This window comes from Microcystis aeruginosa NIES-843, from assembly GCF_000010625.1.
Lineage (GTDB): Bacteria > Cyanobacteriota > Cyanobacteriia > Cyanobacteriales > Microcystaceae > Microcystis > Microcystis aeruginosa.
In genome coordinates this window covers 3756463-3779579 of record NC_010296.1, presented here as the reverse complement: position 1 = coordinate 3779579, position 23117 = coordinate 3756463, and the positions used below count along the sequence as shown (strand labels likewise).

Sequence of the window (23117 nt, the reverse complement as noted above, 5' to 3'; positions counted from 1 at the left end):
CTCCCGTCTAGTTGGCGGGAGCCTTTTTGTTGTTAATATCAGACGCGGCTAAAATACTCTCTAAAGCCGATAATAATCGTTGATTTTCTGCCGGTAAACGGACAGCGACCCGAAAATAATTGCTACCCAATTCGGGGAAACTGAGACAATCGCGGATGAAAATTCGATGATATTTTAATAAAGCTTCCTGTAGGGGTAAACAGGAAGATTGAGATTGTACTAAGAGGAAGTTAGCGGCACTGGTTTGGGGCTGTAATTGCGGAAAATTAGCTAATCCCTGCCATAAATCCTCGCGGGCCGCCGTTAACCAATCCCAAGTTTGTTGTTGAAAATCCCTATCTTCAATTCCCGCAATAGCGGCAACCACGGCCAAATTATTCACCGACCAAGGATCGCGCCATCTTTGCCATTGTAACAGGCGATCGGGATGAGCGAGGACGTATCCTAGACGTAAACCGGGGAGACTGTAAAATTTAGTTAGGGAACGCACAATCACGAGATTGGGATATTCCGGCAAGAGAGATATTAAACTCTCCTGTTGTTGCGGGGGTAAAAAATCCATAAAAGCTTCATCCACTACCACCAAACCAAATTGCGATAGATAGGGACGAATGGCCGCCACCGTCCAGAGTTTCCCCGTGGGATTGTGGGGATTATTGAGTAATAAGCCTTGTTTTTCGGGATTAACCGGCTTTAAAGTGGTTAAATCTAGGGAATGTTGGCAGATGTTTCCACCAAAACTTTTTAAAGCCCGTTCGTAATCGTTAAAAGCGGGTTTTAGTACATAAACACTATCAAATGCTGCTAATTCCCGACCGGCCCAGGTTAATAACTCGGCCGCACCATTGCCGGGGAGAATCCAATCCGGCCCGATATCATGCCATTGAGCGAGGGCAGAACGCAACTGCCAATACCCGGGGTCAGGATAACGAGTCAGACTGGTTAAATGGTTTTTAATAGCGGTTAGGGCGCTTTCTGGCGGACCGAGGGGGTTGATACTGGCAGAAAAATCGAGAATAGAGGAAACCGGACAGCCGGCAATGGCGGCCGCCCAGTCAAGATTACCACCATGTTTAGGTCTAGGCAAAAGACTTACAGCGAACGCTTTGCGCTCGCTACGCGAGAACGAAACTCAACAGTAATTATTCCTTATCCGGGGCCACTCTGTCTTTAAACAGTTTACCGGCCGAGAAAGCCGGGACGCGAGTGGCCGGAATCTCCATCTTATCGCCGGTTTTCGGGTTGCGTCCTTCCCTGGCCTGACGTTCCCGGGCCTCGAAGGAACCGAATCCTACTAGGGTTACTTTGTCCCCCTCAGAAACCGCTTCGATAATGGTCTCGATGGCGGCAGTGAGAACAGCATCTGCTTGTTTTTTGGTGACAGAGGCTTTGAGAGCGATTTGATCGATTAATTCACCTTTATTCATGCGCTAACTCCTTTTTTTGCGGTTTTTCTGAGTTTAGGGTGGTTGTCAGTAGTTTATTATGGTTCCCCTCTTGAGGACTCGCCAGGATCGAGATCACTAAATAATGCCTCAAATCCTCATTGGCTATATATTCCACTGCATTATTCTAAGCGGGAATTGTCTCGATCGGGATCGCTGAAACCTTTAATTTATCTAGATTTCCTCTCGATTCCCCGCCACGGGGAGACACAAAAGGAAATAAGCGAGAGATTAACAGCGATATAAGCTAATAAAAAGAGATTAGCTGGCTAAATTGCCGATAAATATTCTCTAAAAGCGATAGGTATCCTAACTTCCCAAAAATCGTTCATCGGTTCTCTCAAAGATTTTTGACTAATTTTGCCCCTAGAAACGTTAAAAAAGTTTACCAAAGCAATTTCTGCCCAAAAATTAAGTTCGGGCCCAGGAGATATTGGCTAGAATTGGAACTTATGATCGTTAAAAATATTCAAAAAAGCAGGATTTAACTGGAAAGTTTGCTATCATTATCTATTCAGCGACAAACTCGCATGGTGATTTACTGCTATCCCCTAGCCGATCTAGGTCAAAGCTTAAGACGTTCTTTTATTGTGACTTTTTTGGCAGTAATCGCCATTCTTGGCGGTGTGATTCCCGAATTTTCTTGGACGACGGAGGTGGTTAGTTTTCAGTCCTCCGCTTATACTCAAGATTTTACGGCTGACCAAATCAAACGTTATGCCAAAGCAGTTTTGTCGATCGAAATCCAAAGAAAACAAGCTTATGAGGAAATTTCGCAAATTTTAGGCAAAAGTCCCCCGGCAATTACCTGTAACCAACGGGAAAGCTTTAATAATCTTCCAGCTAATGCCCAAAGAATTGCCGTCGATTATTGTAATAAGTCAAAAGAGATTGTCAAAGATAATGGCTTCACCGCATCTCAATTTAACGCCATTACTAACCGGATTCGTACCGATAATAACTTGAGACGACGGGTGCAAAATGAGATGATTCGTCTGCAGCGGGAGAATAAATAGAAAAAGTTCCTCAGTTTTTCGGGTCAAGCTGGAGTCAGGGCTACAATTAAGAATGTTTTTTCCTATTGACCACTACCATGTTAACTTTTACCGAGCGCTTACCCCCCCGTCATACCGCTAGTTCACCCCCCCCAGAAACGGTACTTTTTAGCCTTCTACTCACGGCCGAAGAACGCACCCGCAGCCGTTATCGTCTCGACAGTCCCGAAGGTTTTTCCCTCTGTTTTCGTTTACCCCGCGGCACAATTCTACAGGACCGCGATTTCCTGCGGGGGGAAAACGGCGAAATTATTCAAATAATTGCTAAACCAGAACCAGTTATCACTATTACTGCTCCTTCAACCGATTTACTCCTCAAAGCTGCCTATCACCTCGGTAATCGTCATGTAGCCTTAGAAATTAATCCCGATTATCTCCGTCTGGCCCCCGATTCTGTCCTACAAGCAATGTTAGAAGGTTTGGGATTAGCTGTAAATGAAGAAATCGCCCCCTTTAACCCCGAAATCGGCGCTTATCAGCATTATCATGACCTGGAAGAGGCAAAAAAGGGATAGTTAGCTAATCTTGCCCAATGCTCTTTCTGATTTAGAGTAAGCAAAAATCAAACTCGGTTTCGACTTATCTCTTTTTCTGCCATCAATTGTAGTTTTTGGGCATTATCTTAACAAAATTTAACTGACAAGAAAACAGTAACTCTTTAACAGCCTCTACGGGATATTTTCTTAATCAAGAGACTCTCATTCTGCTAGTTTCTAGAATTTTAATCGGCCTCGGTGAATTGATTAATTATCAAAGTAAAAATCGAACTACGAGGAATGAATAACCATGGTACTTTCAGAACTAGCACCAACGGCTGTAACCCCTGTCACGTCTGATTTATCCACACCCACTGAGGTTAAAAAATCCCCTGCTAAAAACAATGATCTAATCTATTTTTGTGAACTAGATTCTAGTAACAAACTGAACTGTCGTTGACTTCAAGGATGTCTTGTACCCAGTCAAAAGTAAAAAAGGAAATTGAACCTCTTGCACAAGTCAAAAAGTAATCAATCCTGATGCTGAAAGCATTCTATTGGCTCTTCTCGTTTCTGTGTGGAAGGAAGAAGAATAGGGATAATTTTTCAAAAAAAATATAGTCTTCAAAGCCTTGCCTAGGAAGACTCCTACGAATGATAAGCACTGATTATCACACAAAGTCGAGGAGAGCCATCTATTCTTCTTTCTGTTGCCTGTTGCATGAGTTCCTATTGCCTGACTTCCGCAGGAAGTCTAATGTTTATAACCAATTTCCAATTAAGATAAAAGAAGACCAATAAACGGGATGACTATACTGATTATTAATATCTGGATTACTTTGAGCTTGAATTAATTGGATTTGAGCCTCTCTTAAGGCTTCTGCTTTATTAACCCCTGAATTAATTAAATTGTCATAAAAAGCCAATATTAATTGTAACGTAGATTGATCAGAAACTGGCCATAAAGACGCAATCGCACTTTGAACCCCTGCTTGTATTGCTACTCCTGCTAATCCTAGCGCAGATCGTTCGTCTCCTTCTGCGGTTTCACAGGCGGTTAAGGTGAGAAGTTCAACAGAGTTAGAGCCTGATTCAAGCAGTCTTAAGGTATTTTCAAGACTTTTAAGGGCTATTTTATCATTATTTCCCGCCACCAGAAAGGTGTCATCTGGAATTGTCCCAAATTGAGCATGGGTGGCAATATGAATAATGGAGTAGTCAGCATTATCTAATGTTTGGGTGAGGGTTTGGGGGTTAAATTGTTGATTAACTAGCAGTTGATGATTAGGAAATTGTTGGGAAATGGTGGCAATTTCAAGGGGAATATTATCTAAAGAAGGAAAAATTTGACCATCAATTTGACTTTCTTCGGTGACTCCTAAAATTAACGTTTTATTGTCAGATAAGGTTCTTTTTTGCAGAAAGGTTAAGGATAAACTAGGGGTAGTAGAGACAGCATATTTTTCGATCAGAAATTGTTTACCATCATGTAAAGCAGCCATAGGGATGGGGCGAAAAGGACTATCTTGGATAAAAACTAAGTTTTTTATGTCGTATTCCTGTAAATCAGTCTCAAAAGGACGAATTATCTGACTATAGAGGGTTTCAGATAAGCTTGTGTCATAATCACCTAGAGTTAAAAACCCATCTAAGAGATTTTGACGAAATTGAGCAATATTTTCGATAATATTGGCTTTATTCTGATTAATCCAGTGAATTTTTATACTTTCATCGGGTAAAGTTATAATGATTGCTGTTTTCTCTTGAAACATTAAATAATTAATAATTGCCGTCTGAGGAAAAGCAGATATAGGCTGAGAAACAGGGGCATCAATCCGCAAAAAACAGTCATTTCCCAGATAATTTTGCAATTCTGCGAGTCTTAGATGATCAATAATCTTGAGGACTTCGGCTCTTCGGGAATTGTTATGCAAATAATTAACTTAAAATAAAATTCGATGAGAGCGCCTACGCTCAAAAGTAGCTGAAATCCATACAGGGAAGGACTTAAGGCACAAACAGGTTAATACCAAAAGATAGACAATTGAGTTAAGATTTGATATAATAGCCAAAAACGAGATTATTTTACTTATGATACTTGACAAATTTTTGAACCTAAAAGGAACCTGTATTCAAGGCTATCTACACCTAGAAAATATCGGTATAGTTTGCCGAATCGAATCGAAAAATCAAAAAGCAACCTGTCCTCGTTGTGGGTTAGAGAGCGATAAACTCCACCAAAATCATCGACATTTAGTCAAAGATTTACCAATCTCAGGTCAACCAGTATACCTACAAATTAATCGTCGTCAATTTAAGTGCGATAATTGTCAGAGACCCTTTAGCGAAGAGTTAGATTTTGTCGCCAAGAAACGAACCTATACGAAAAGACTAGCCGCAAATATACTCGAACAATTAAAAGAAGGAGATATTTTAAATGTTAGTCGAATAAATGACGTAACGGAAGAAGAGATTCAAAGAATGATAGAGGACATCGCCGAAGAAATTACAGAGCCAGACCTATCGGAATTAAAAAGACTAGGAATTGATGAAATCGCTCTAGTCAAAGGACAAAAAAATTACTGTGCGGTTTTAGTAAATTTAGATACGGGAAAACTAATAGCTATTCTAGAGAAGCGAACACAAGAAGAGTTGAGAGAAACGCTTACGGGCTGGGGAAAAGAGGTGTTAGAGCAAATTGAAGAAGTGAGCATAGACCTTTGGTTGCCTTATAAAAATTTGGTGAAAGAATTGATGCCATCGGCCGAAGTAGTCGCCGATAGATTCCATGTAATGAAACAAATTAATCAAGAGTTAGACGAACAGAGAAGAGCAGAAAAAAGAGCCGTAGAAGCGCAGAAAAATAAAAAACAGAAAGCGGAAAAAGAAGCGAAGCTAGAAGTTTTAAAGCGAAGTAAATATAGCCTGTTAAAAAATGAAGAAGATTTAACGGAACCCCAAAAAATTAAACTAGAAGCTATCAAAGAAAAATTCCCAAATTTGAAAAAGATGCAGGAATTAAAGGAAGAATTTAGAAAGATTTATGAAACCTCAGAGAATCCGACAGAGGGAATGCTATCCATCTCGGAATGGTTGGCAAAATCCTCCAGTGTTTTTACCAAGAGTTGTCAAACAATCCGAAACTGGTTTGGAGAAATAATTAGTTATTTCGAGCGAAGGACAACGAATGGGGTGGTCGAGGGAATCAACAATAAACTTAAACTAATAAAACGGAGAGGCTATGGCTTTAGAAACTTTCGGAATTTTTGGGTTAGAAGTATGTTATCTTGGCATCTTGTATGTTGATTTAGCATAAAGGGTAACGAAGAGCCAGGACTTCTTTTAATTCTTGTTTTTGTTGTATAGATGATAAACTTTGAGAATCAGCTAATTGTAGCTTTAATTGAGCAAGTTGACGATAAATAGGTTCAATACTATCACGAAAGTCCAATTGTACGTCTTTTTCAGTCGTTAATAAGTCACTACGGATATTTTCAAGAGTATTATAGGCGTTTTGATAGGCGTTAACGGCGAGGTTGAATTGTCCTTTTGCTTGAAAAATACGCCCTTTTTGCCATTCCAAAAGATATAAGCCATCTTTTGTGTTTAAATCTTGATTAGCCACTAAAATCGCTTTCTGTGTTAGGGTTAAGGCTTCTTTTGTTCTGCCAAGACATTCATAAAAATGACCGATTGCGCCTAATGCAAAAGACTCTACACGAGGATTATTAAGATTTTTAGCAATTGTTAAAGCATTATCGAGAATGGATAATCTTTGATAGTCAGATAGTTGCCATTGCGTCGGACATTGGGTTAAAGGGGTACTTAAGGCTAAAGAAAAGGCGGGTAGACTCGCTAAGTCAATACTAGCGTAAACCGTTGTTACATTTTGAGGGACCATAGGGAGCAAGATTAACGCCTGTTGTAAATCATTTTGCCGTTGTTGGGGAGAAATTATCTGAAAATTTTGAGAATAATAGGATAAACGAATTAAATTTAATAAATTCTCTAGTTTTGTTAAAGGATCTTCTGATCCATTTAAGTTAGCATGGAAATTTTTGGTAGCTTGTTGATAGTCGGAGATCGCTTGTTTTTGAAAAGTATTGGAGCGGTTATGATCTTGTTTTTCAGCAGATTTTGCCCGTAATTGGGATAATTGACCTCTAGCTGTATAAGAATTGCCTAAGCTTTGTTTTAAGGATGTTTGAGCTTCTGTAGAGGGTAAAGATAGAGCGGTTTCTAGGGTTTGAATACTTTGGTCATATTTTCCGCTAAAACGGTAAGCTTCTGCTAAAATTCCTAATGCTGAACGTTCTATGCTTGTATCCTCTATCTGACGACTGATAGCTAAGGCGGTATTAGGTTGACAGGTTTTTTCATCGGTTGAAGCACATAAAAGAGCGATCGCTGTTTGTGGTTGACCAATATTAAGATAAATTTGCGCTTTTTGGGTTAATAATTGACTTAATTTCCCTTTATTTCCTGTTTCAATGGCATATTTTTCTAACTTTTCTAAGGTTTCAAAGACTTGCTCATTTTGATTTAATTTTTGATAAGCTGTTGCTAAGTTTTCAAGGATAATTTGCTTTTCTTGGGGTTCTGAGGAAGCAGATAAAGCTTTTTTCCAGATTTTTACCGCTTCTTGATAGTTTCCTGCTTGATAAGCGTCAATTCCCTCTTGTACCCATTGACGAGGACTCATCGATTGAGCCATCAAAGGAGCATGAAATAAGATAAAGTGAGAGGGTGTTATTTTGCCTAATCCTGAAAAAAAGACTAAGCTGGCGACAAATAGCCAGATCAAAAGACGCGAATAGGAGAAAAAGCGATGAAACACGGTTTACTCAGTCGATCATTGAATCAATGCTGTAATCCTACTATAAAAAGTTGAGGAGTGATGTAACAATGTTCAGGATAAAAATGTTAAAATTTCGTAACCTTGTCAGCTTATTAGTCTCCTTGAGTCTATTTTCAGTTAAAAGTCCAGCTATTGCTCAAATTATTCCAGATACTAGCTTAGGAATCGAAAGTGCTTTCGTTATCACTTTTAATCAACTGCTACAACTGATTCAAGGTGGTGCAAGAAGAGGTGAAAATCTGTTTCAAAGTTTTCAGGATTTTAACATTCGTGAAGGGCAGACGATTATTTTAACCAATCCCAATGGCGTGAATAATATTTTAATTCGGGTAACAGGGAATAATCCTTCGGATATCTTAGGCAATTTATCGCTTATTAAAGCAGAAACGATTAATAATTTACTGATTAATCTACGGAGTTTGTCCCTTTTACCGAATACTAACTTATCAAGTTTAATTCAACCCCAAGACTTAGGAACAGCAAGCTTATTTTTTCTCAACCCGAATGGGATTTTATTTGGACCCGATGCGAGGTTAAACTTAGGGGGGTCATTTATCGCCACAACCGCTAATCAGATAAAATTTGCAGATGGGACGGTTTTTAGTGCAAATTTAACCCAATCTTCCCCTATTTTAACCATTAGTACCCCTATTGGTTTAGGTTTCACCTCATCTTCTCCTAAACCGATTACCCTACAAGGCCCCGAACAATCCCTTACAGGTGTTCTTCAAAGTATCCCTAAAGTGACAGGAGGTCCGAATGAAGTTTTAGAAGGGACAAAAACCCTAATTGAGAATATTTTAACTCGCCCTGTCGGTTTACAGGTTTTTCCTAACCAAACCATTGCCCTAGTCGGGGGGGATGTGACTTTAAATAGTGGAAGTTTAACCGCTTTGGGGGGAAGAATAGAAGTCGGAAGCGTCAGAAATATGGGTAATGTCAGCTTAACTCCTGTTCCTAAGGGATGGAGGCTAGGATATGAAGGGATAGATAGTCAATCCCAAGGTCAAATTACCTTATCTCAACTGGCCTTGCTAAATAGTAGCGGGTTAGGAGGGGGCGAGATCAAGTTAACCGCTCAAAAGGTCGCTTTAATCAATGAATCTGCCATTTTATCAGTAACACTTTCTGACCAAGATGGGGGAGATATTTCAATTCAAGCGCAGGATATTCGTTTGAGCAATGGTTCGATTATTGGTACTGGAACGTTTATTGATACTCTTGGTGATAGTGGGAGTGTCATTATTAAAACCAATAATTTAACGGTACAGGGAGCATCTCTTATTGAAACCACTACCCTTGGACAAGGAAAGGGGGGAAATTTAATTATTAATGCCCAAAATGGCGTTAATGTGATTGATGATGGTTTTATTGCAGCGGGTTCTTTGGGTGCAAGTCAAGATCAAACTGGTTCAGCAGGAAACTTAATCATTGAAACACAAATTTTAAATATTAATGAAGGGGGAGAAATTCTCAATGCAACCAGTTCTGGTCAAGGGGGAAATTTAATCATTAATGCTTCAGAAAGCATTAATATAGATGATTTTGATAGTGCTATCTACACAGATACTTTCGGAAGAGGGAATGCAGGAAATCTTGAGATTAACACAAAAACTTTAAGAATAAGTAACGGGGCGCAAATTTCTGCGGCCACGTTTGATCAAGGAAAAGGGGGAGATATTCTGCTCAGAGCGAGCGATAGCCTTTACATTACAGGAATATCCTCTGATCTGAGATTTCCTAGTGGGATTTTTACCTCAACAGGGATCATTGGGTTTGATTTTCAATCTCAAGGAGAAGGGGGAAACCTTTTGATAGAAACAAGACGCTTAACCCTCACAGATGGCGCGGTGATTTCTACATCTACCATTAGTCCCAAAAATGCGGGAAACGCTGTGCTAAATATTAGCGATACCTTATCCTTAGAACGAAATGCTCGAATTACTGCTAGTACAAGTGCTGATGGCAATGCAGGTAATATTCGCTTGAATGTGGGGAATGAGCTATTAATGAATCAAAATAGTCAAATATCTACCGCAGTAACTAGAAATTCATTAGCTAGGGGTGGATTGATCGAAATCAACGCCAATTCTCTTAATCTACAAAATCAATCAGAAATTAGCGTTCGTTCAGAAGGAGAAGGCAACGCAGGTAATATTAATATTAATCTGACGGGTTTATTCAGTGCCACTAATAGTGATATTACCGCAAATGCCAATCAAGGCGCAGGGGGAGAAATTACCCTCACCGCAGATAACATCAGATTACAAGGAGATAGCGATATTCGGACGAATGTAAATAATGGAGCAGGAGGTGGCGGAAATATTACGGTAACAGCTAATTCTATCCTATTATTCAATGATAGCGATATTTTAGCTTTTTCTCGTGATGGACGAGGTGGCAACATTCAATTTAATACGCCTGTATTTTTTGGTAATGGTTATCAACGGATTTCGAGTGAAAGTGATCCTAATACCCTAGATGGTAACGATAGAGTCGATATTAACGCCAGTGGTGCAGTCTCAGGTGCAATTATTATTCCAGACTTGACCTTTATTCAAAATAGTATCGTTCAGTTGCCAGAATTCTTGATTAACCCTGAAAAACTCTTAGCTAATAGCTGTATTTCACCTAATCAGAACCGCGGGGGTAGTTTTATCATAAAAGGCTCAGGAGGTGTCCAAAATCGGCCAGGAGATATGAATACTCCCTCTTATTTCCCTGAAATCATTCAACCTATTCCTGAAACACCCGCTCAACCTTGGAAAAAGGGTGATCATATCATTGAACCGCAAGGGGTTTATACAACTCTCGACGGACGACTTTATCTTAGTCGAAAATGTTAGAATTTTTCAACTATTATCTATATTTTCCGTCAGCCAATTTTTAAAGTTTCTGATGGCTTTACTTCTCCCCAGTTGTTGACTTTGTTTAACAAATTGATTAATTAATTCAATAATCGGTATCTGAGGAAAATTGGGACTGCTTAAAGACTCAATATATTCTCCTTCTTGTAATAAATTAATCTGTAGGCCACTTTGAGTATAACGCCACAGTTCGGGAACACCTAACTGTCGATAATTATCTAAATAGGTACGGGAAGTAATATCAATTTCTAGGACTAAATCAGGGGGGGGATCACTTTCTAAATTAAGTCTATTTTTGCCAATAACGGCTTGATAGTTTTTAATATAAAAACAGGCATCAGGTTCAACCGCTTGATTCATCCGCTCGTTTTTAAATGTTGTTGATCCTAACGGTTCAAAATCAATATTGAGTACTTCTAACAAAAACTGAACCATATAACTAATGATTTCTTTATCTTTTTCATGTTCGGGTAAAGGTACCATAATTTCTAATATTCCGTTACTGTAGGATAACCGAGAAGCACGACTTTCTCCTAATTCTGATAATATTGTCTCAAATTTTTGCCAGTTAATATCTTTTAAAAGTAACTGTTGACCGGGATTGACGATAATTTGTTCTAAGGCTAATTGCATGGCTTTAGCTGAAAATGTTGATTTCTTAGTTTAATTATAGCCTTAATCATAGGATTTCCACAAAAATTAAGCCTATTTGTAATACTCTGCCAGTTTTATTAAAGTGTTATTTCGTCGAGTAATAATTTTGGCATCAACCCCTTCAGATGGCTCTAAATGTTCAGATTCTACGAGAGATTTAATAAAATTAGCAACTTGAGGGTTTAATTCTCCTTGATGGGTTGAAGATAAGCTCGTCATTAAAGCATCATACCATAACCCATTTTCGGCATAGCGTTCTGCTTGTTCAGTTTTTTGAAGTGAATTAGCCACTTGTTGACTTAAAAAAATGGGCATTTCAACCACTCTAAATTCTGCTCGTTGAATCATCCAAACGTCAGGACTTTGACGAATAGCGACTTGCCAAAGATACTTTTTACCCACTTCTAAAGGGGTTTGATTACTGGGAAAAGAAAAGTTATGAATTCCTCCTTTTTGTTGAAATCGTAACGTTTCTCCCCTTTGTTGAATTTTTCCTTGCTCATTAAATTCAAATAAGCGAAAATCTACCTCATAATCCGTATTTTGATTACCCACTATCCAGACAAAAGAAGGGGTAACAGATGCCGTTTGACCGACATAAACTTGCGGTGCAATAATCGTTAAAGGGTAATCCTCTTCGGTTAAATTAGAGCCTGTCCTTACTCCCATTGATTTAGAATGATCTCCTGCTCTTTCTTGTTGAGGTGGGGGAGAATATCCTGCATCAGCTATTAAAGGAAAAAGGGTTAATCCTAACGTGAGTAAAGAAAGAGTAATGGATTTTTTGTAAGTTTTAATCATAGCATTTCTCACTAAGTACAGGACAAAAAGCTTGAAAAGTAGGCGGGAGTAGGGTTTTATGAGAAATAGCACTAATCTCGAAACCCATATATAGCAATTCTTGGAGCTATACAGATAAAAAAGATTAATTTTTAAGATTGAGTTTAGAGTGAATTAATTTAAGCCATTGCGATAACTTAGATGTTTTTTGGGTAACAATTTGCCAACGTAATTCGCATAATACCCCTTTTGGGTGCAGTTTTTCTCGTCTGAACTGTCCTCCAAGTTTTTTAGCCAGTGCTTGCGCCTGTTTTGTGCCTAAATTTTCGGCAATTAAGTCTTTTCCTTGTCCATTATCTTTAATACTTAATATATACCATCCATCCGTATTAATGCCAACCGCATTAATACGGATGACCCCTTGAGCGTGTTTTCCAATATTACATAATGCTTCTTCAAGAAACTGGCAAAGTTCCCGTTTTTTGTCTAAAGATAAGGGAAGAGAAATCGGCGCAAAAGAGCGACTTTTAACCTTTAAAGTAGAAAAATAGGGTAAATCCCGATTTAAGGTACTATTATAAACTTGGTAAAATAGATCGTCAAGGGGTTGTTTTAAATCCAACATCAAACCACTACCTAAGCGTAAACGATCTGAAGTCTCTTTTGCAGGTTTTAAGGAATCTTGTTTAAGATATTCCCCAATTTCTCTAATTTCTTGATTTAAGTTTTCTAAATAAGTAATACTTTCTTGATCTCCCTTCTCTCGCATTTTTTTTAAAAAGATGGTTAAGGTTTGTAAGGGTCCATTGTGAATCACTGTAAAGGTTTCTTCGATAGTTTGTTGACGTTCTGCTAATTTTGACAATAAATTTTGATGAGAAAGATAAAAACTGGTTAAAATAACCCCATTAAATGCCAAAGCTAACACAGCGGGAACCATAGGCAACCACCATCCCCACCAGAGGAAAAGATAACAGATGATAATTAACATAAAACTCGAAAGAATAACCGCTAATAAATTCTTTAAAGGGGAAACGGTTAATTGACTCAGATAAATTCCTCCTAACCCCCAAACAATAATCCAGAGATATTCCCATCCTTCTGCTAAACTTTTGATTAAAGGGCGATTATCCAAGACTGCACTAATAATTTGACTAATGGCATGAGCTTGAAATTCTACCCCATAAATTTCGCCTTTGACGTGAGAAGAAGCGATCGCCGTTGTATGAGCAAGATCAGGCGCACTGGGTGTCGTCATGCCAATTAAAACAAGGCGATTTTGTATCCATTCGGGCTTAATTTTGCTGGATTTGACATCACTTAGGGAAAAAGTGCGAAAACTATCGATATTATTGCGATAATTGACCAGAATCTGTACGCCCCCTGCTTTAGTATTAATATAACCCCCTGTATAGGACGAAAAACGGGGTAATTCTACTGTACCAAAACGCATAGCATGGGGATCTTTGATGCCATTGTCTAAGGGAAAGCCTTTGGGGGTTAAATAGGCTTCTGCGAGGCGTAAGGCCAAGGAAAATTGATATTCTGGGTTATTTTCGACGTAAGTTCCCAATAAACTGCGCCGCATTCGTCCATCATCATCGGGAATACCATCGGAAAAACCAATTTGCTCAGAAGGTAAAGCCGGAGGGGGCGCAATGCCTAAGCCTAAAACTTGTTGAATACCGATTATATTAGGGCTATTTTGCAAAATTTGAACGAATTTATCATGTCCTGGTTCAACGGGGAGATCCCGAACAATGTCTAAACCGATGGCTCTGGGGTTGTATTGTTGTAAGATTTGGATTAAATTGGTAATTTCAGCATCAGGGATAGGATATTGTTTGATTTGTCTAATATCTGCTTCATTAATCCCGATAATTACGATTCTCTCATCTATCGCTTCAAGGGGACGAAGCCGCAAAAAGGTGTCAAACGTTGTCCATTCTGATTCTTCGGGTAATCCTAATCCTCGCGCAGTGATTATAACGGCAATGATGGTAATACCGGGGAACAGTCCTCCCCATTGATTGAATTGTTTAAGGATTGGCTTTTTCCACCAGCGATGCCACATGGGTTTGTTTGGGGTTAGGGCTTTTAGGTTGGTTCTATCATACAAAAATTTGACTCCTCCTTGCTTTGCACTTTTCTGCAATGGGCTTTGCACTTTTGTGCCATTTACTTGTCTGAAAACGGCAATGAAGTTGGCAGGAAATGACCTAGGTTTTCAGGGTTTAAGGGGTTAACTTAGAGACATCAAACAAATTTCAAAAAACGGAGCAAAAACAAATGGCTACTTACTATGGAACCAGTGCTTCAGATTACTACAACTATATGGGATCTGAGAGTCTCACTGCTTGTGGATATGGAGGCAATGATACACTTCTAGGTAATACAAATAATGATCGTTTATATGGAGGCACTGGTAATGATCGCCTCTTTGGTTGGAGTGGAAACGACTATCTTGATGGTTTTGGTTCCTATGCTTTTAATTCAGGAGAATATGACACCTTAACGGGGGGTAGTGGCTCTGATACTTTTGTGCTTGGTGATCGTGGGGGACGCGGTTATTTAGGTAATGGTTATGCAACTATTACCGATTATAATTCTGCTAACGACTATATTCAACTCACACGAGGTTTTTCCTACACTTTTGAGAGAACAGGATCTAGTAATAATTTTAGTGGAAATTCAACATCAGATCTGCTTATCAGAACCTCAGGTGGAGATATTTTAGGGGTTCTTCAAGACTACACAGGTAACTTTGCGCTGACGAGCTACTATTGTCAGTTTGTCTAAATCTGACTTTTCTCGTTATCTTGAAGGTCAAGCGTTTAAATATTGAAAGAAAGAAACTCTATTTTCTTTCTTTTTTTCTTTAAGTATAAGCTTGCACTTTTGTGCCATTTACTTGTCTGAAAACGGCAATGAAGTTGGCATAAACCAACCTATGCTTTCACGATTTAACGAATTAATCTAGACATATAAAGCAAAATAAACAACGAGGAAAAACAAAAAATGCTTACTTCTAATACCTACAAAAAACTGGCAATGACCGCTATTTCTTTAATGATTGCTTCTTACCCCACTGTGTCAACTGCTCAAAACTGGGATGTTAATGACAATCAATGGGGGAATAATTACGGTCAACGCTACAATAATGGCTATAACAGTGGGGGTTGGAATCAAACCAAAGAAGGTTATAACCGCACCATCAGAAATTATGATAACAACACCATAACCCATCAATCAGGAAATCGTAATTCCCATTCTAATAACCATCAATCAGGTAATTGTGAGACAGGAAACTGTTCTTATAGTAATTCTTATAACTCTAATAGCAGTAGTTCCTCTCGCACTTATACAACCCCTTGGTAATTGCGTGTTGATCAATTTAATTACAATGCGATCGCCATTCTCGTAGGGTGCATTAATGAAAGTGTAATGCACCTTGATTTTATGGCAAAACACCGCCCTATTTTGTAAAGTAAATTAAAGAGATGATTTTCCTTGGATTATAATTAATCTACCCTCTTAAATAAAAATCATGACTAAAATACTCTTATAAATTCCTGATGAAGTCGCAGATAATCTACGCATCCCACCTGATGAATGCGCCAACCGTGTTCGTATTGAATTGGCCATCAGACTCTATCAAAAACAAATTCTCTCATTAGGTAAAGCCCGTGAACTAACCCAATTAAGTAAATGGGATTTTCATGAATTATTAGCCCAAGAAAATATTTAATGTACCTACGATTTAGAAGAATTAGAAGCAGACTTAAATACTCTACAAGAACTTGATCAGTGATATGAAAGCTGTAACCAACGCATTAGTTTTAATTGCTTTAAGTAGCATTAGAAAATTAGAATTAGTTCATCAACGATTTCCTCTGAATTTACCCACACTCGGAACAGTCGTACTTTTAATTTGGGCAAAACAAAATCGCTTAATTCCCAACTTAAAAGAACAATTAGATAACTTGCAAACAGTGGGTAAATTTCGCTTAAGTTTGTCAGTTTATGAAAATGCACTTCAAAAAGTTGGGCTCTTCTCGTTTCTGTGTGGGAGTAAGAAGAATAGGGATAATTTTCCAGAAATATAGTCTTCAAAGCCTTGCCTAGCAAGACTCCTACGAATGATAAGCACTGATTATCACACCAAGTCGATAAGAGCCAAAGTTGGCGAATTATGAAAAATTTTTCTTGGATAGTGCGATTTGCTCCTCTTTAGTCTATAATGAATGGCTACGTCTTCTTATAGACCTGTTCCTTAACCTTAAGCCTGTAATTGATCATGTCTAATCTCAAAATTTATCCCCCTTAATCGCTAAAATCATGTCTCTTATCCTGATAATTGACGATCATCCCCTCCTTCTTGAAGGAACGCTCAAAGCTATTCAAGCAGAGCATCCCGAAGCCGACTTTTTAACCGCTTCTCATCTCCAAGAAGCCCAACACCTCCTAAGCAGTCATCAACCTGATATTCTGGTGATGGATCTTTCCCTCCCCCAAACCGAGGGAACAGTCGCTGAAGTCGAAAATGGGTTAAATTTTCTTAAAAAAATACTAAAAGACTATCCGAACCTAAATATTATCGTGCAAAGTAGTTATATCAAAGCCCTAATGCGTCTTAAGCCAAATATTGATAATCATCACGGAGGTTTTGCAGTTGCGGATAAAACCTTACCTCAGTCAGAAATGATTAACCGCGTTAATTGGGTGATGCGGGGATTAACCCATACCAAAGATTTAAAAGCAGGAATAGAGGTAAAATCTGAATGGTTAGAATTGCTTAGATTTGCGTTTGAAGAAGGTTTACAGGATAAAGCGATCGCCATAAAAATGAACATTGCAGAAAGAACGGTGCGTCACTATTGGACAAAATTACAAGATGTCTTAGAAATTTATCCAGAAGATAGTAAAAACTTGCGAATTTTAACTTTAAAACGCGCTAGAGAAGAAGGACTGATTGATTAATAAAGATCATATGTTTAAGGTATTCAAAAGATTATTTTGTGTGAGTTTAATCGCAGGTTGTATCGGCTTAGATAGCTCTACGGGACAAGCGCAATCGCTGGCTGATGGAGACCGTTTTCAAGAGACAAAAAACTGCCCCTCTGATCCTGAAAGTGAGGGGTTTTTTGTCAAGAAAATTGAGGTTTTGGGCAATAGTATTTTTAAAGCAGAAATTCGATCTTTAACTCAACCTTTAGAAAATCAAAAGATTACTATTGAAAAACTTATTTGTCTGCGAAGCACCATTACAGAACTTTATGTTAGCAGAGGCTATATTACTTCTGGGGCATTCTTACCAAATAACCAAGAGATTACTGAGGGAACGGTAAAAATTCAAGTTGTAGAGGGAGAAATTGAACGAATTGAGATACAAGGACTTAAGAGACTCAAAGATTATTGGCTCTACCGAACCTGTCATGCAAAACTATCAACAACTTATGCTTGTAAAGCTTGTACAATAGGGCTTTGAGTTTTTGTTAGATTGATATTTATCAACTTTAGAACATTGCTGGACAGAGAGGGAGCTTGGGGACTTTTCTACAGTGTAAGTTCGGAAGAACCAGATTATTATATTCGCTCTCGTTTAGAAAACGTCACCCGAACCCCTTTAAATCAGCAAACCTTACAAAACGGACTCGCTTTATTACAATTAGATCCCTTAATTAAAACGATTCAAGCTGAATTAACACCCGGAAGCACAGACGGAAAAAGTGTCTTATTGGTTAATTTAGAAGAAGCAAAAGCTTTAAGTGTAGAAGTTAGCACCGATAACTATCGTCCCCCAAATATCGGCTCTTATGAAGGAACTATCGCCTTATCTCATGGTAATGTCTTAGGATGGGGTGATAAATTTTCAGGGGAATATTCTATTACCGAAGGTTTAAATTTATACAATCTTCACTACAACTTGCCAATTAATCCGATGGATGGACGAATTGGACTACATTACTGGAATACAGACAGCAAAATTACCGAAACCTTATTCAATATCTTCGATATTCGTAACCAAACAGAGACATTAGGAGTTGAATATCGTCAACCGATTTATCGGACTCTACAAACCGAATGGACATTAGGGTTAAACTTAGATATTCGCAATAACCGTAGTTCCCTTGAAGGGGTGTCATTTTGTTTCTCTCAACCCTGTATTGATGGGAAAACCAACCTAACCGTCCTCAGATTTTCCCAAGAATGGCTCAATCGTACGCCTAACCAAGTTTTTGCTGCTCGTTCTCAATTGAACTTCGGTATCAATGCGTTTGATAGCACAGTTGTTAATATTGAGCCAAATCAGGAATTTTTTAGCTGGTTAGGTCAATTTCAGTTTGTTAATCGTTTTAGTAATAATTGGCTGTTATTAGGTCGTTTTTACGCTCAAATTGCTGGTGATCCCTTACCGATTATTGAGCAATTCAGCTTAGGAGGAATTGATACAGTGCGAGGCTATGCAAAAAACGAAATTGTTACCGATAATGCCTTATTAGGATCATTAGAGTTAAGAATTCCCCTCACTCAAGATCCCGAAGTCTTGCAAATTACCTCATTTGTTGAGGGGGGGACTGGATGGAATAATTTACTTCCTGATCCCGATCCTGCTACTTTAGGAGGGATAGGATTAGGTTTACGCTGGTTAGTGGCTAATGGTTTAACTGTTCGTTTAGATTACGGGATTCCGTTAGTTTCTGTCGATAATTCCGGAAATTCACTGCAAGAACAAGGGGTTTACTTTTCGGTGAGATATAGAAAAGCATTCTAGCATATTCTGAGAGAATTATAATAATAGTTCTCAATTAACTTAATCCGAATCTTTATCTTTTGTCGCTTCGTTAATTTCAGCGTTTTTCTCAAAGAGAGGTATAATCAATGTCGTTTGTGCTTCGAGGCGATCACTCTGTTCAAACCCTCATTCTGTAAGGCTTCTGGGGTTGGTGATCGCAGTCTTGGATTTCAAAAAAGCCTAAAGATATTATCCAACCAGGTTTTTAGATTTATTCAGCCAACCCTAGTTAAAAAAGAGAGGAGTAGGTCGCCATATCTAGTCCCTTGAGAACGGAATTCGGTATCGGTCAAAGTTCCTAGAAAAGCCCTAGGGATAGCTTGAGTATTTATACTTATTGCCATCCAGGTATGCTTCCCCTAAGATAAACTTGATCGGTAATCGTGCCGAACTAATTAGCGAAAATTTGGGTCTAAAGCCCTTGGAATGATGTTTTTATTGTATTCAGGAAGTTGAAAAAATGAAGACCAAATCGATCATAAGCTTACTATCTCTTAGCATTATAGGAATGTCAATCTATGCGGGTCAAGCTAATAGTAGTGATTACCGGGCTTTGACCCCTGAAGAAACATCACGGTTGACTGATGCTTTGCTAAAACAGGGTTGTAGGAATCCTAAAGAGATGAAATTTGATGTTGAGACTAACCTATTTGAAGCAGAAGATGCTGTGTGTGAGGGAGGAAGAAAGTATGATATTTACCTTGATAAAAACTTTAGGATTGTTTCAATGAAACCAGACTAAAAGATCAAATCCCTGAGAACCTTTTACTGGTCGCTGCGAAGATTACCGATCAGGTATAACAAAGCCATTCTGACAGCGACACCACTGGTAACTTGTTGGGAAATCAGACTAAAATCGGGATCGTCCATTAAATCGGAACTAATTTCCACTCCCCGATTCACAGGACCGGGATGAAGCACCTTCACCCCCGGTTGACAGGATTGCAAACGAGGACGAGTAATGCCAAAACTTTGATGATATTCCCGTAAACTGGGCAAAAGATTGGCAGTCATGCGTTCTTTTTGCAGTCGCAGGGTCATCACAAAATCGGCCTTTTCTAAAGCTGGTTCTAAATCCCAGTGGAGAAATAGGCGATCGCACAATTCCCCAAAATATTTCGGCAGCAGGGTGGGGGGTGCCGACAAATGTACTTCTGCTCCTGCCGTGGTTAAACTCCAGATATTGGAACGAGCGACACGAGAATGGAGTATATCCCCGACAATAGCGATTTTTTTGCCCTCTAACAGTTCTAAACGGGGATTTTCCTCGTCTAACAGACAACAGATCGTAAACAGGTCTAAAAGTCCCTGGGAGGGGTGTTCGTGTTGACCGTCCCCAGCATTAAGAATACTCACCCCCGATTCTAGACGGTCCATTTCCCCCGCAATCAAATCGGGAACCCCCGACTGTTGATGTCGAATGACAAAAATATCCGTACCCATGGCCACATAGGTTAAAGCGGTATCGAGAATCGTTTCCCCCTTAGTCAAACTGGAACTACCCGGGGCAAAATTAAGAACATCGGCCGAAAGACGTTTCGCCGCTAGTTCAAAACTACTACGGGTGCGGGTGGAGGGTTCAAAAAAAAGATTTGTCACCACTTGTCCCTGTAGGGCCGGCACTTTCTTGGTGCGTCGGGAAAGAACTTCACGAAAACTAGAGGCCGTTTGTAGCAGGGTTTGGTATTCTTCCGGTTGCCAGTCTTCTAATCCTAAAATATGGTGTCGGATCCAAGTGAAAGCCATAGGAGTTAAGGAGGCGGTAAAAACGGCAAATTTCGTCTATGCTATTGTAGGATTTCTTTGCATCAGGTTAATAAATAGGGTTTATGAGAATTAATTTTTCCTTGTGTCAGATCACTCTTGCGATCGCTTTATTTCTCAATCCCTTGCCGGCGATCGTTGCCCAGACTACCACCTCTGGGGAAATGGTATCACCGACCACGGGCATTAATTACACTCGCCTGAAAAATTTCCTCGCTCAACAAAATTGGCGGCAAGCTAACGATGAAACCCGTAATTTAATGCTGAAAGCAACCGGACGGGAATTACAGGGCTGGTTTACCATGGAAGACCTGCAAAAATTGGCCTGTTGGGATCTGCAAAAGATGGATCAACTCTGGAAAGAAGCTTCCGGGGGTCGTTTTAGTTTCAGTACCCAATTTCGCATTTTTATCGAGACGGGTAATCGACCGGGGCGCTTAGTGGCGATCGAAAATTTTCAAACTTTTGGCGATCGCATCGGTTGGCGTAAAGATGGTGATTGGATTATTTTTAAAGAAAATCTTAACTATACCCTCAATGCACCCGTCGGTCATCTGCCGGCGCCCCGGGACGAATATCAGATCGCCGGTGGTCGCCTAGAATACACCACCCTCGCCCAAAGATTAGTTACCTGTAATATTGTTAGCTTAGGGCAAAGCAAACAATAGACCTCTTGTAAAAATCAAAAATTGTTGTTAGGGTTAGGAGTCAGTAGTCAGTAGTCAGTAGTCAGGAGAATTAAGAATGAACAATAATCAATTAAATAGTCTATTTACGGATTTTAGGCAATTTAATCCTTATTTTTGCCGTTTTTGAACCCTCAAAAATTAATTATGCCAGAGGTTTAATAATCACGCTGATCAATTCTGTAGAGTAAAATTTAAGGAAAAGCTTCTCTCCTCATCTTCCCTTTTTTTCCGATTTACTAGCACTTTTTCTGCTAAAAACCCGTAAATTTAACAATGATTAAACGATCCGTTAACGTATCGAGAGCGATCGGTTCGTCGATCGCCGTTTCCCTAATTATCACTGGTTGCGCCCCCCAAACCCCCCAAGCCACTGGACCGGCGGCTGTTCCCGTCAAACTGCAAACCCTCGGCACCGACAAATTAGTGCAAAGTAGCGAATTTGTGGGTACTTTGATCGCCCAAGAGCGTGTTAGCGTCTCCCCTCAGATTACCGGTCGGATTCGGACTATTTTCGTTAAATCTGGCGATCAGGTAACTCAGGGACAAAAAATCGCCGAATTGGATCCCGAACAACAACAGCAACAGGTAAACGCCGGCATCGGCCAGGTAAATTCGGCCAAAGCGAACCTCAATGCGTCTGAGGCGGATTTAAGGCAAAGACAAGCGCAAGCGAGGGCAAATAAAGCCCAAATTGCCCAGAATCGGGCAAATGTGGCCAATGCGGAAGCTAATGTTAAAAGTCAGATCGCCACCTTGAGCGCCGCCGAAGCTGATTTACAGAGAGCGAGAGCTAATTTAGATTTAGCGGAAAAAAACCTAAAAAGAGCCGAATTTCTGGTCAAACAAGGCGCACAGCCCCAACAGGACTTAGATGATCGCCGCCGCGACATTCAGGCCGCCAAGGCAGAAGTAGAAGCCCGGTCTCAAAATCGTGATGCGGCCCGTCAACAGGTGACGGCGGCTAGAGCTACCTTACAGGCAAACCAAGAAGCATTAAATATCGCCATTCAAAACGAATTAGCCTCACGGCAACAGGTGGCGGCAGCAGCAGCAACAGTGAACAGTCGTCAAGCGGCGGTAGCCAGTGCCGAGGGGCAATTAGGGGCGACGCGCCAGAATTTAGTTTTTAACACCATTACCGCCCCGATTGATGGTTTTGTCGGCGATTTTAATCAAAGAAAAGTCGGCGATATTATCTCCCTGGGTGAAGAATTAACCTCGTTGACTAACAATAAAACTTTGGAACTAAATGTGCAGATTCCCGTGGAATTACAACCGCGTCTGCGCGTCGGTTTGCCCGTGGAAATTATTAATCCCGATGGCAGCCCGGGCGTTCGCGGTCAAGTAACTTTTATTTCCCCCACCGTTTCCCAAGCTACCCAATCGGTTTTAGTGAAATTTGCCTTTACTAATGATGGCAGTCTTCGCAATAACCAATATGTGCGGACGCGGTTAATTTGGGATCAAAAACCGGGGGTATTAGTTCCCACCACGGCAGTGACTAGCATCGGAGCGCAAAATTTTGTTTTTGTGGCCGAAAAAGAAAAGGCTAAAGAAGGTCAAGAAAATGCCAAGGAGCGTTTAGTGGTCAGACAAAAACCAATTCAAGTCGGCACAATTCAAGGGCAAGCTTATCAGGTTATTTCTGGAGTAAATGCCGGGGAAAGAATTGCTATTAATAATATTCTTTCTCTCCGAGATGGTACAGCTATAACTGTTAGTCAGCAGTAATT

The 23117-nt window shown here is 39.7% G+C and carries 22 protein-coding genes; 14 read left to right on the top strand and 8 right to left on the bottom strand.

The genetic code is table 11. From position 1 onward, the window contains the following. Positions 1–7: 7 nt before the first annotated feature. Entirely contained in the window at positions 8–1087 is a 1080-nt protein-coding gene (gene cobD, locus MAE_RS17810; protein WP_002795762.1) for a threonine-phosphate decarboxylase CobD, read from the bottom strand. A 55-nt stretch (positions 1088–1142) separates the two neighbouring features. After that, positions 1143–1427 (bottom strand): HU family DNA-binding protein, encoded by a 285-nt coding sequence (locus tag MAE_RS17805; RefSeq protein WP_002759570.1) that lies wholly within the window; start codon positions 1425–1427, stop codon positions 1143–1145. Positions 1428–1975: 548 nt separating this feature from the next. Here MAE_RS17805 and MAE_RS17800 point away from each other — a divergent pair. Both MAE_RS17800 and ureE read left to right on the top strand, forming a co-directional pair. Further along, positions 1976–2461: a DUF4168 domain-containing protein gene (locus tag MAE_RS17800; RefSeq protein ID WP_012266810.1), complete on the top strand. Its 486-nt coding sequence runs from the start codon at positions 1976–1978 to the stop codon at positions 2459–2461. Positions 2462–2538: 77 nt separating this feature from the next. Continuing rightward, positions 2539–3015 (top strand): urease accessory protein UreE, encoded by a 477-nt coding sequence (gene ureE / locus MAE_RS17795; protein WP_012266809.1) that lies wholly within the window; start codon positions 2539–2541, stop codon positions 3013–3015. A gap of 722 nt (positions 3016–3737) precedes the next feature. Here ureE and MAE_RS17790 read toward each other — a convergent pair. Next, positions 3738–4910: a CHAT domain-containing protein gene (locus tag MAE_RS17790; protein WP_231859648.1), complete on the bottom strand. Its 1173-nt coding sequence runs from the start codon at positions 4908–4910 to the stop codon at positions 3738–3740. Between the two features lie 157 nt (positions 4911–5067). On the opposite strand from MAE_RS17790, the gene MAE_RS17785 reads away from it, so the two are divergent. Further along, a complete protein-coding gene (locus tag MAE_RS17785; protein ID WP_012266664.1) occupies positions 5068–6282 on the top strand; it encodes an ISL3-like element ISMae36 family transposase in 1215 nt (404 codons plus the stop codon). Position 6283: 1 nt separating this feature from the next. Here MAE_RS17785 and MAE_RS17780 read toward each other — a convergent pair whose 3' ends face one another. Beyond that, positions 6284–7690 (bottom strand): tetratricopeptide repeat protein, encoded by a 1407-nt coding sequence (locus MAE_RS17780; RefSeq protein WP_231859647.1) that lies wholly within the window; start codon positions 7688–7690, stop codon positions 6284–6286. Positions 7691–7896: 206 nt separating this feature from the next. Here MAE_RS17780 and MAE_RS17775 point away from each other — a divergent pair, with 206 nt between their 5' ends. After that, positions 7897–10680, top strand: coding sequence for a filamentous hemagglutinin N-terminal domain-containing protein (locus MAE_RS17775; protein ID WP_012266805.1), 2784 nt, complete (start codon positions 7897–7899; stop codon positions 10678–10680). Between the two features lie 6 nt (positions 10681–10686). Here MAE_RS17775 and MAE_RS17770 read toward each other — a convergent pair whose 3' ends face one another. From MAE_RS17770 to MAE_RS17760, 3 genes are all read right to left on the bottom strand, one after another. Continuing rightward, positions 10687–11334: a Uma2 family endonuclease gene (locus MAE_RS17770; protein WP_012266804.1), complete on the bottom strand. Its 648-nt coding sequence runs from the start codon at positions 11332–11334 to the stop codon at positions 10687–10689. 72 nt (positions 11335–11406) lie between these two features. Beyond that, entirely contained in the window at positions 11407–12156 is a 750-nt protein-coding gene (locus tag MAE_RS17765; protein ID WP_012266803.1) for a DUF928 domain-containing protein, read from the bottom strand. A 124-nt stretch (positions 12157–12280) separates the two neighbouring features. After that, complete coding sequence (locus tag MAE_RS17760) at positions 12281–14254, bottom strand: CHASE2 domain-containing protein (RefSeq protein WP_231859646.1); 1974 nt, start codon at positions 14252–14254, stop codon at positions 12281–12283. Between the two features lie 170 nt (positions 14255–14424). Here MAE_RS17760 and MAE_RS35815 point away from each other — a divergent pair, with 170 nt between their 5' ends. From MAE_RS35815 to MAE_RS17720, 8 genes are all read left to right on the top strand, one after another. After that, positions 14425–14934 carry a hypothetical protein gene (locus MAE_RS35815; protein WP_041804191.1) on the top strand — a complete coding sequence of 170 codons (510 nt, stop codon included), beginning with the start codon at positions 14425–14427 and terminating at the stop codon, positions 14932–14934. A 219-nt stretch (positions 14935–15153) separates the two neighbouring features. Further along, positions 15154–15513: a hypothetical protein gene (locus MAE_RS17750; protein WP_041804190.1), complete on the top strand. Its 360-nt coding sequence runs from the start codon at positions 15154–15156 to the stop codon at positions 15511–15513. A 190-nt stretch (positions 15514–15703) separates the two neighbouring features. Further along, positions 15704–15883, top strand: a complete 180-nt coding sequence (locus tag MAE_RS17745; RefSeq protein ID WP_197533179.1) for a UPF0175 family protein — start codon at positions 15704–15706, stop codon at positions 15881–15883. Positions 15884–15947: 64 nt separating this feature from the next. Further along, positions 15948–16241, top strand: a complete 294-nt coding sequence (locus MAE_RS17740) for a DUF3368 domain-containing protein (protein WP_012266798.1) — start codon at positions 15948–15950, stop codon at positions 16239–16241. 232 nt (positions 16242–16473) lie between these two features. Next, on the top strand, positions 16474–17115 hold the full coding sequence (locus tag MAE_RS17735; protein WP_002795777.1) for a response regulator: 642 nt from the start codon (positions 16474–16476) through the stop codon (positions 17113–17115). Then, the gene (locus MAE_RS17730) at positions 17108–17623 is read left to right on the top strand and encodes a POTRA domain-containing protein (RefSeq protein ID WP_223210629.1); all 516 of its coding nucleotides are present in this window, start codon (positions 17108–17110) and stop codon (positions 17621–17623) included. Before MAE_RS17735 ends, MAE_RS17730 begins: the two co-directional genes overlap by 8 nt. A 36-nt stretch (positions 17624–17659) precedes the next feature. Continuing rightward, positions 17660–18910, top strand: coding sequence for a ShlB/FhaC/HecB family hemolysin secretion/activation protein (locus MAE_RS17725; RefSeq protein WP_002795779.1), 1251 nt, complete (start codon positions 17660–17662; stop codon positions 18908–18910). A gap of 481 nt (positions 18911–19391) precedes the next feature. Next, a complete protein-coding gene (locus MAE_RS17720) occupies positions 19392–19673 on the top strand; it encodes a hypothetical protein (protein ID WP_002795780.1) in 282 nt (93 codons plus the stop codon). Between the two features lie 23 nt (positions 19674–19696). Here the strand turns inward: MAE_RS17720 and MAE_RS17715 are convergent, their stop codons facing one another. Beyond that, positions 19697–20677 (bottom strand): aspartate carbamoyltransferase catalytic subunit, encoded by a 981-nt coding sequence (locus MAE_RS17715; protein WP_002795782.1) that lies wholly within the window; start codon positions 20675–20677, stop codon positions 19697–19699. An 83-nt stretch (positions 20678–20760) separates the two neighbouring features. Here MAE_RS17715 and MAE_RS17710 point away from each other — a divergent pair, with 83 nt between their 5' ends. Then, positions 20761–21363, top strand: coding sequence for a GUN4 domain-containing protein (locus MAE_RS17710; protein ID WP_002795784.1), 603 nt, complete (start codon positions 20761–20763; stop codon positions 21361–21363). Between the two features lie 294 nt (positions 21364–21657). Further along, positions 21658–23115: an efflux RND transporter periplasmic adaptor subunit gene (locus MAE_RS17705; protein WP_012266795.1), complete on the top strand. Its 1458-nt coding sequence runs from the start codon at positions 21658–21660 to the stop codon at positions 23113–23115. Positions 23116–23117: the final 2 nt, after the last annotated feature.

Coding starts and splice junctions, on each gene's coding strand:
- MAE_RS17805 (WP_002759570.1), bottom strand. CDS start 1,427: ATGAATAAAGGTGAATTAATCGATCAAATCGCTCTCAAAGCCTCTGTC.
- MAE_RS17800 (WP_012266810.1), top strand. CDS start 1,976: ATGGTGATTTACTGCTATCCCCTAGCCGATCTAGGTCAAAGCTTAAGA.
- ureE (WP_012266809.1), top strand. CDS start 2,539: ATGTTAACTTTTACCGAGCGCTTACCCCCCCGTCATACCGCTAGTTCA.
- MAE_RS17785 (WP_012266664.1), top strand. CDS start 5,068: ATGATACTTGACAAATTTTTGAACCTAAAAGGAACCTGTATTCAAGGC.
- MAE_RS17780 (WP_231859647.1), bottom strand. CDS start 7,690: ATGGCTCAATCGATGAGTCCTCGTCAATGGGTACAAGAGGGAATTGAC.
- MAE_RS17775 (WP_012266805.1), top strand. CDS start 7,897: ATGTTAAAATTTCGTAACCTTGTCAGCTTATTAGTCTCCTTGAGTCTA.
- MAE_RS17770 (WP_012266804.1), bottom strand. CDS start 11,334: ATGCAATTAGCCTTAGAACAAATTATCGTCAATCCCGGTCAACAGTTA.
- MAE_RS17765 (WP_012266803.1), bottom strand. CDS start 12,156: ATGATTAAAACTTACAAAAAATCCATTACTCTTTCTTTACTCACGTTA.
- MAE_RS35815 (WP_041804191.1), top strand. CDS start 14,425: ATGGCTACTTACTATGGAACCAGTGCTTCAGATTACTACAACTATATG.
- MAE_RS17750 (WP_041804190.1), top strand. CDS start 15,154: ATGCTTACTTCTAATACCTACAAAAAACTGGCAATGACCGCTATTTCT.
- MAE_RS17740 (WP_012266798.1), top strand. CDS start 15,948: ATGAAAGCTGTAACCAACGCATTAGTTTTAATTGCTTTAAGTAGCATT.
- MAE_RS17735 (WP_002795777.1), top strand. CDS start 16,474: ATGTCTCTTATCCTGATAATTGACGATCATCCCCTCCTTCTTGAAGGA.
- MAE_RS17720 (WP_002795780.1), top strand. CDS start 19,392: ATGAAGACCAAATCGATCATAAGCTTACTATCTCTTAGCATTATAGGA.
- MAE_RS17715 (WP_002795782.1), bottom strand. CDS start 20,677: ATGGCTTTCACTTGGATCCGACACCATATTTTAGGATTAGAAGACTGG.
- MAE_RS17710 (WP_002795784.1), top strand. CDS start 20,761: ATGAGAATTAATTTTTCCTTGTGTCAGATCACTCTTGCGATCGCTTTA.
- MAE_RS17705 (WP_012266795.1), top strand. CDS start 21,658: ATGATTAAACGATCCGTTAACGTATCGAGAGCGATCGGTTCGTCGATC.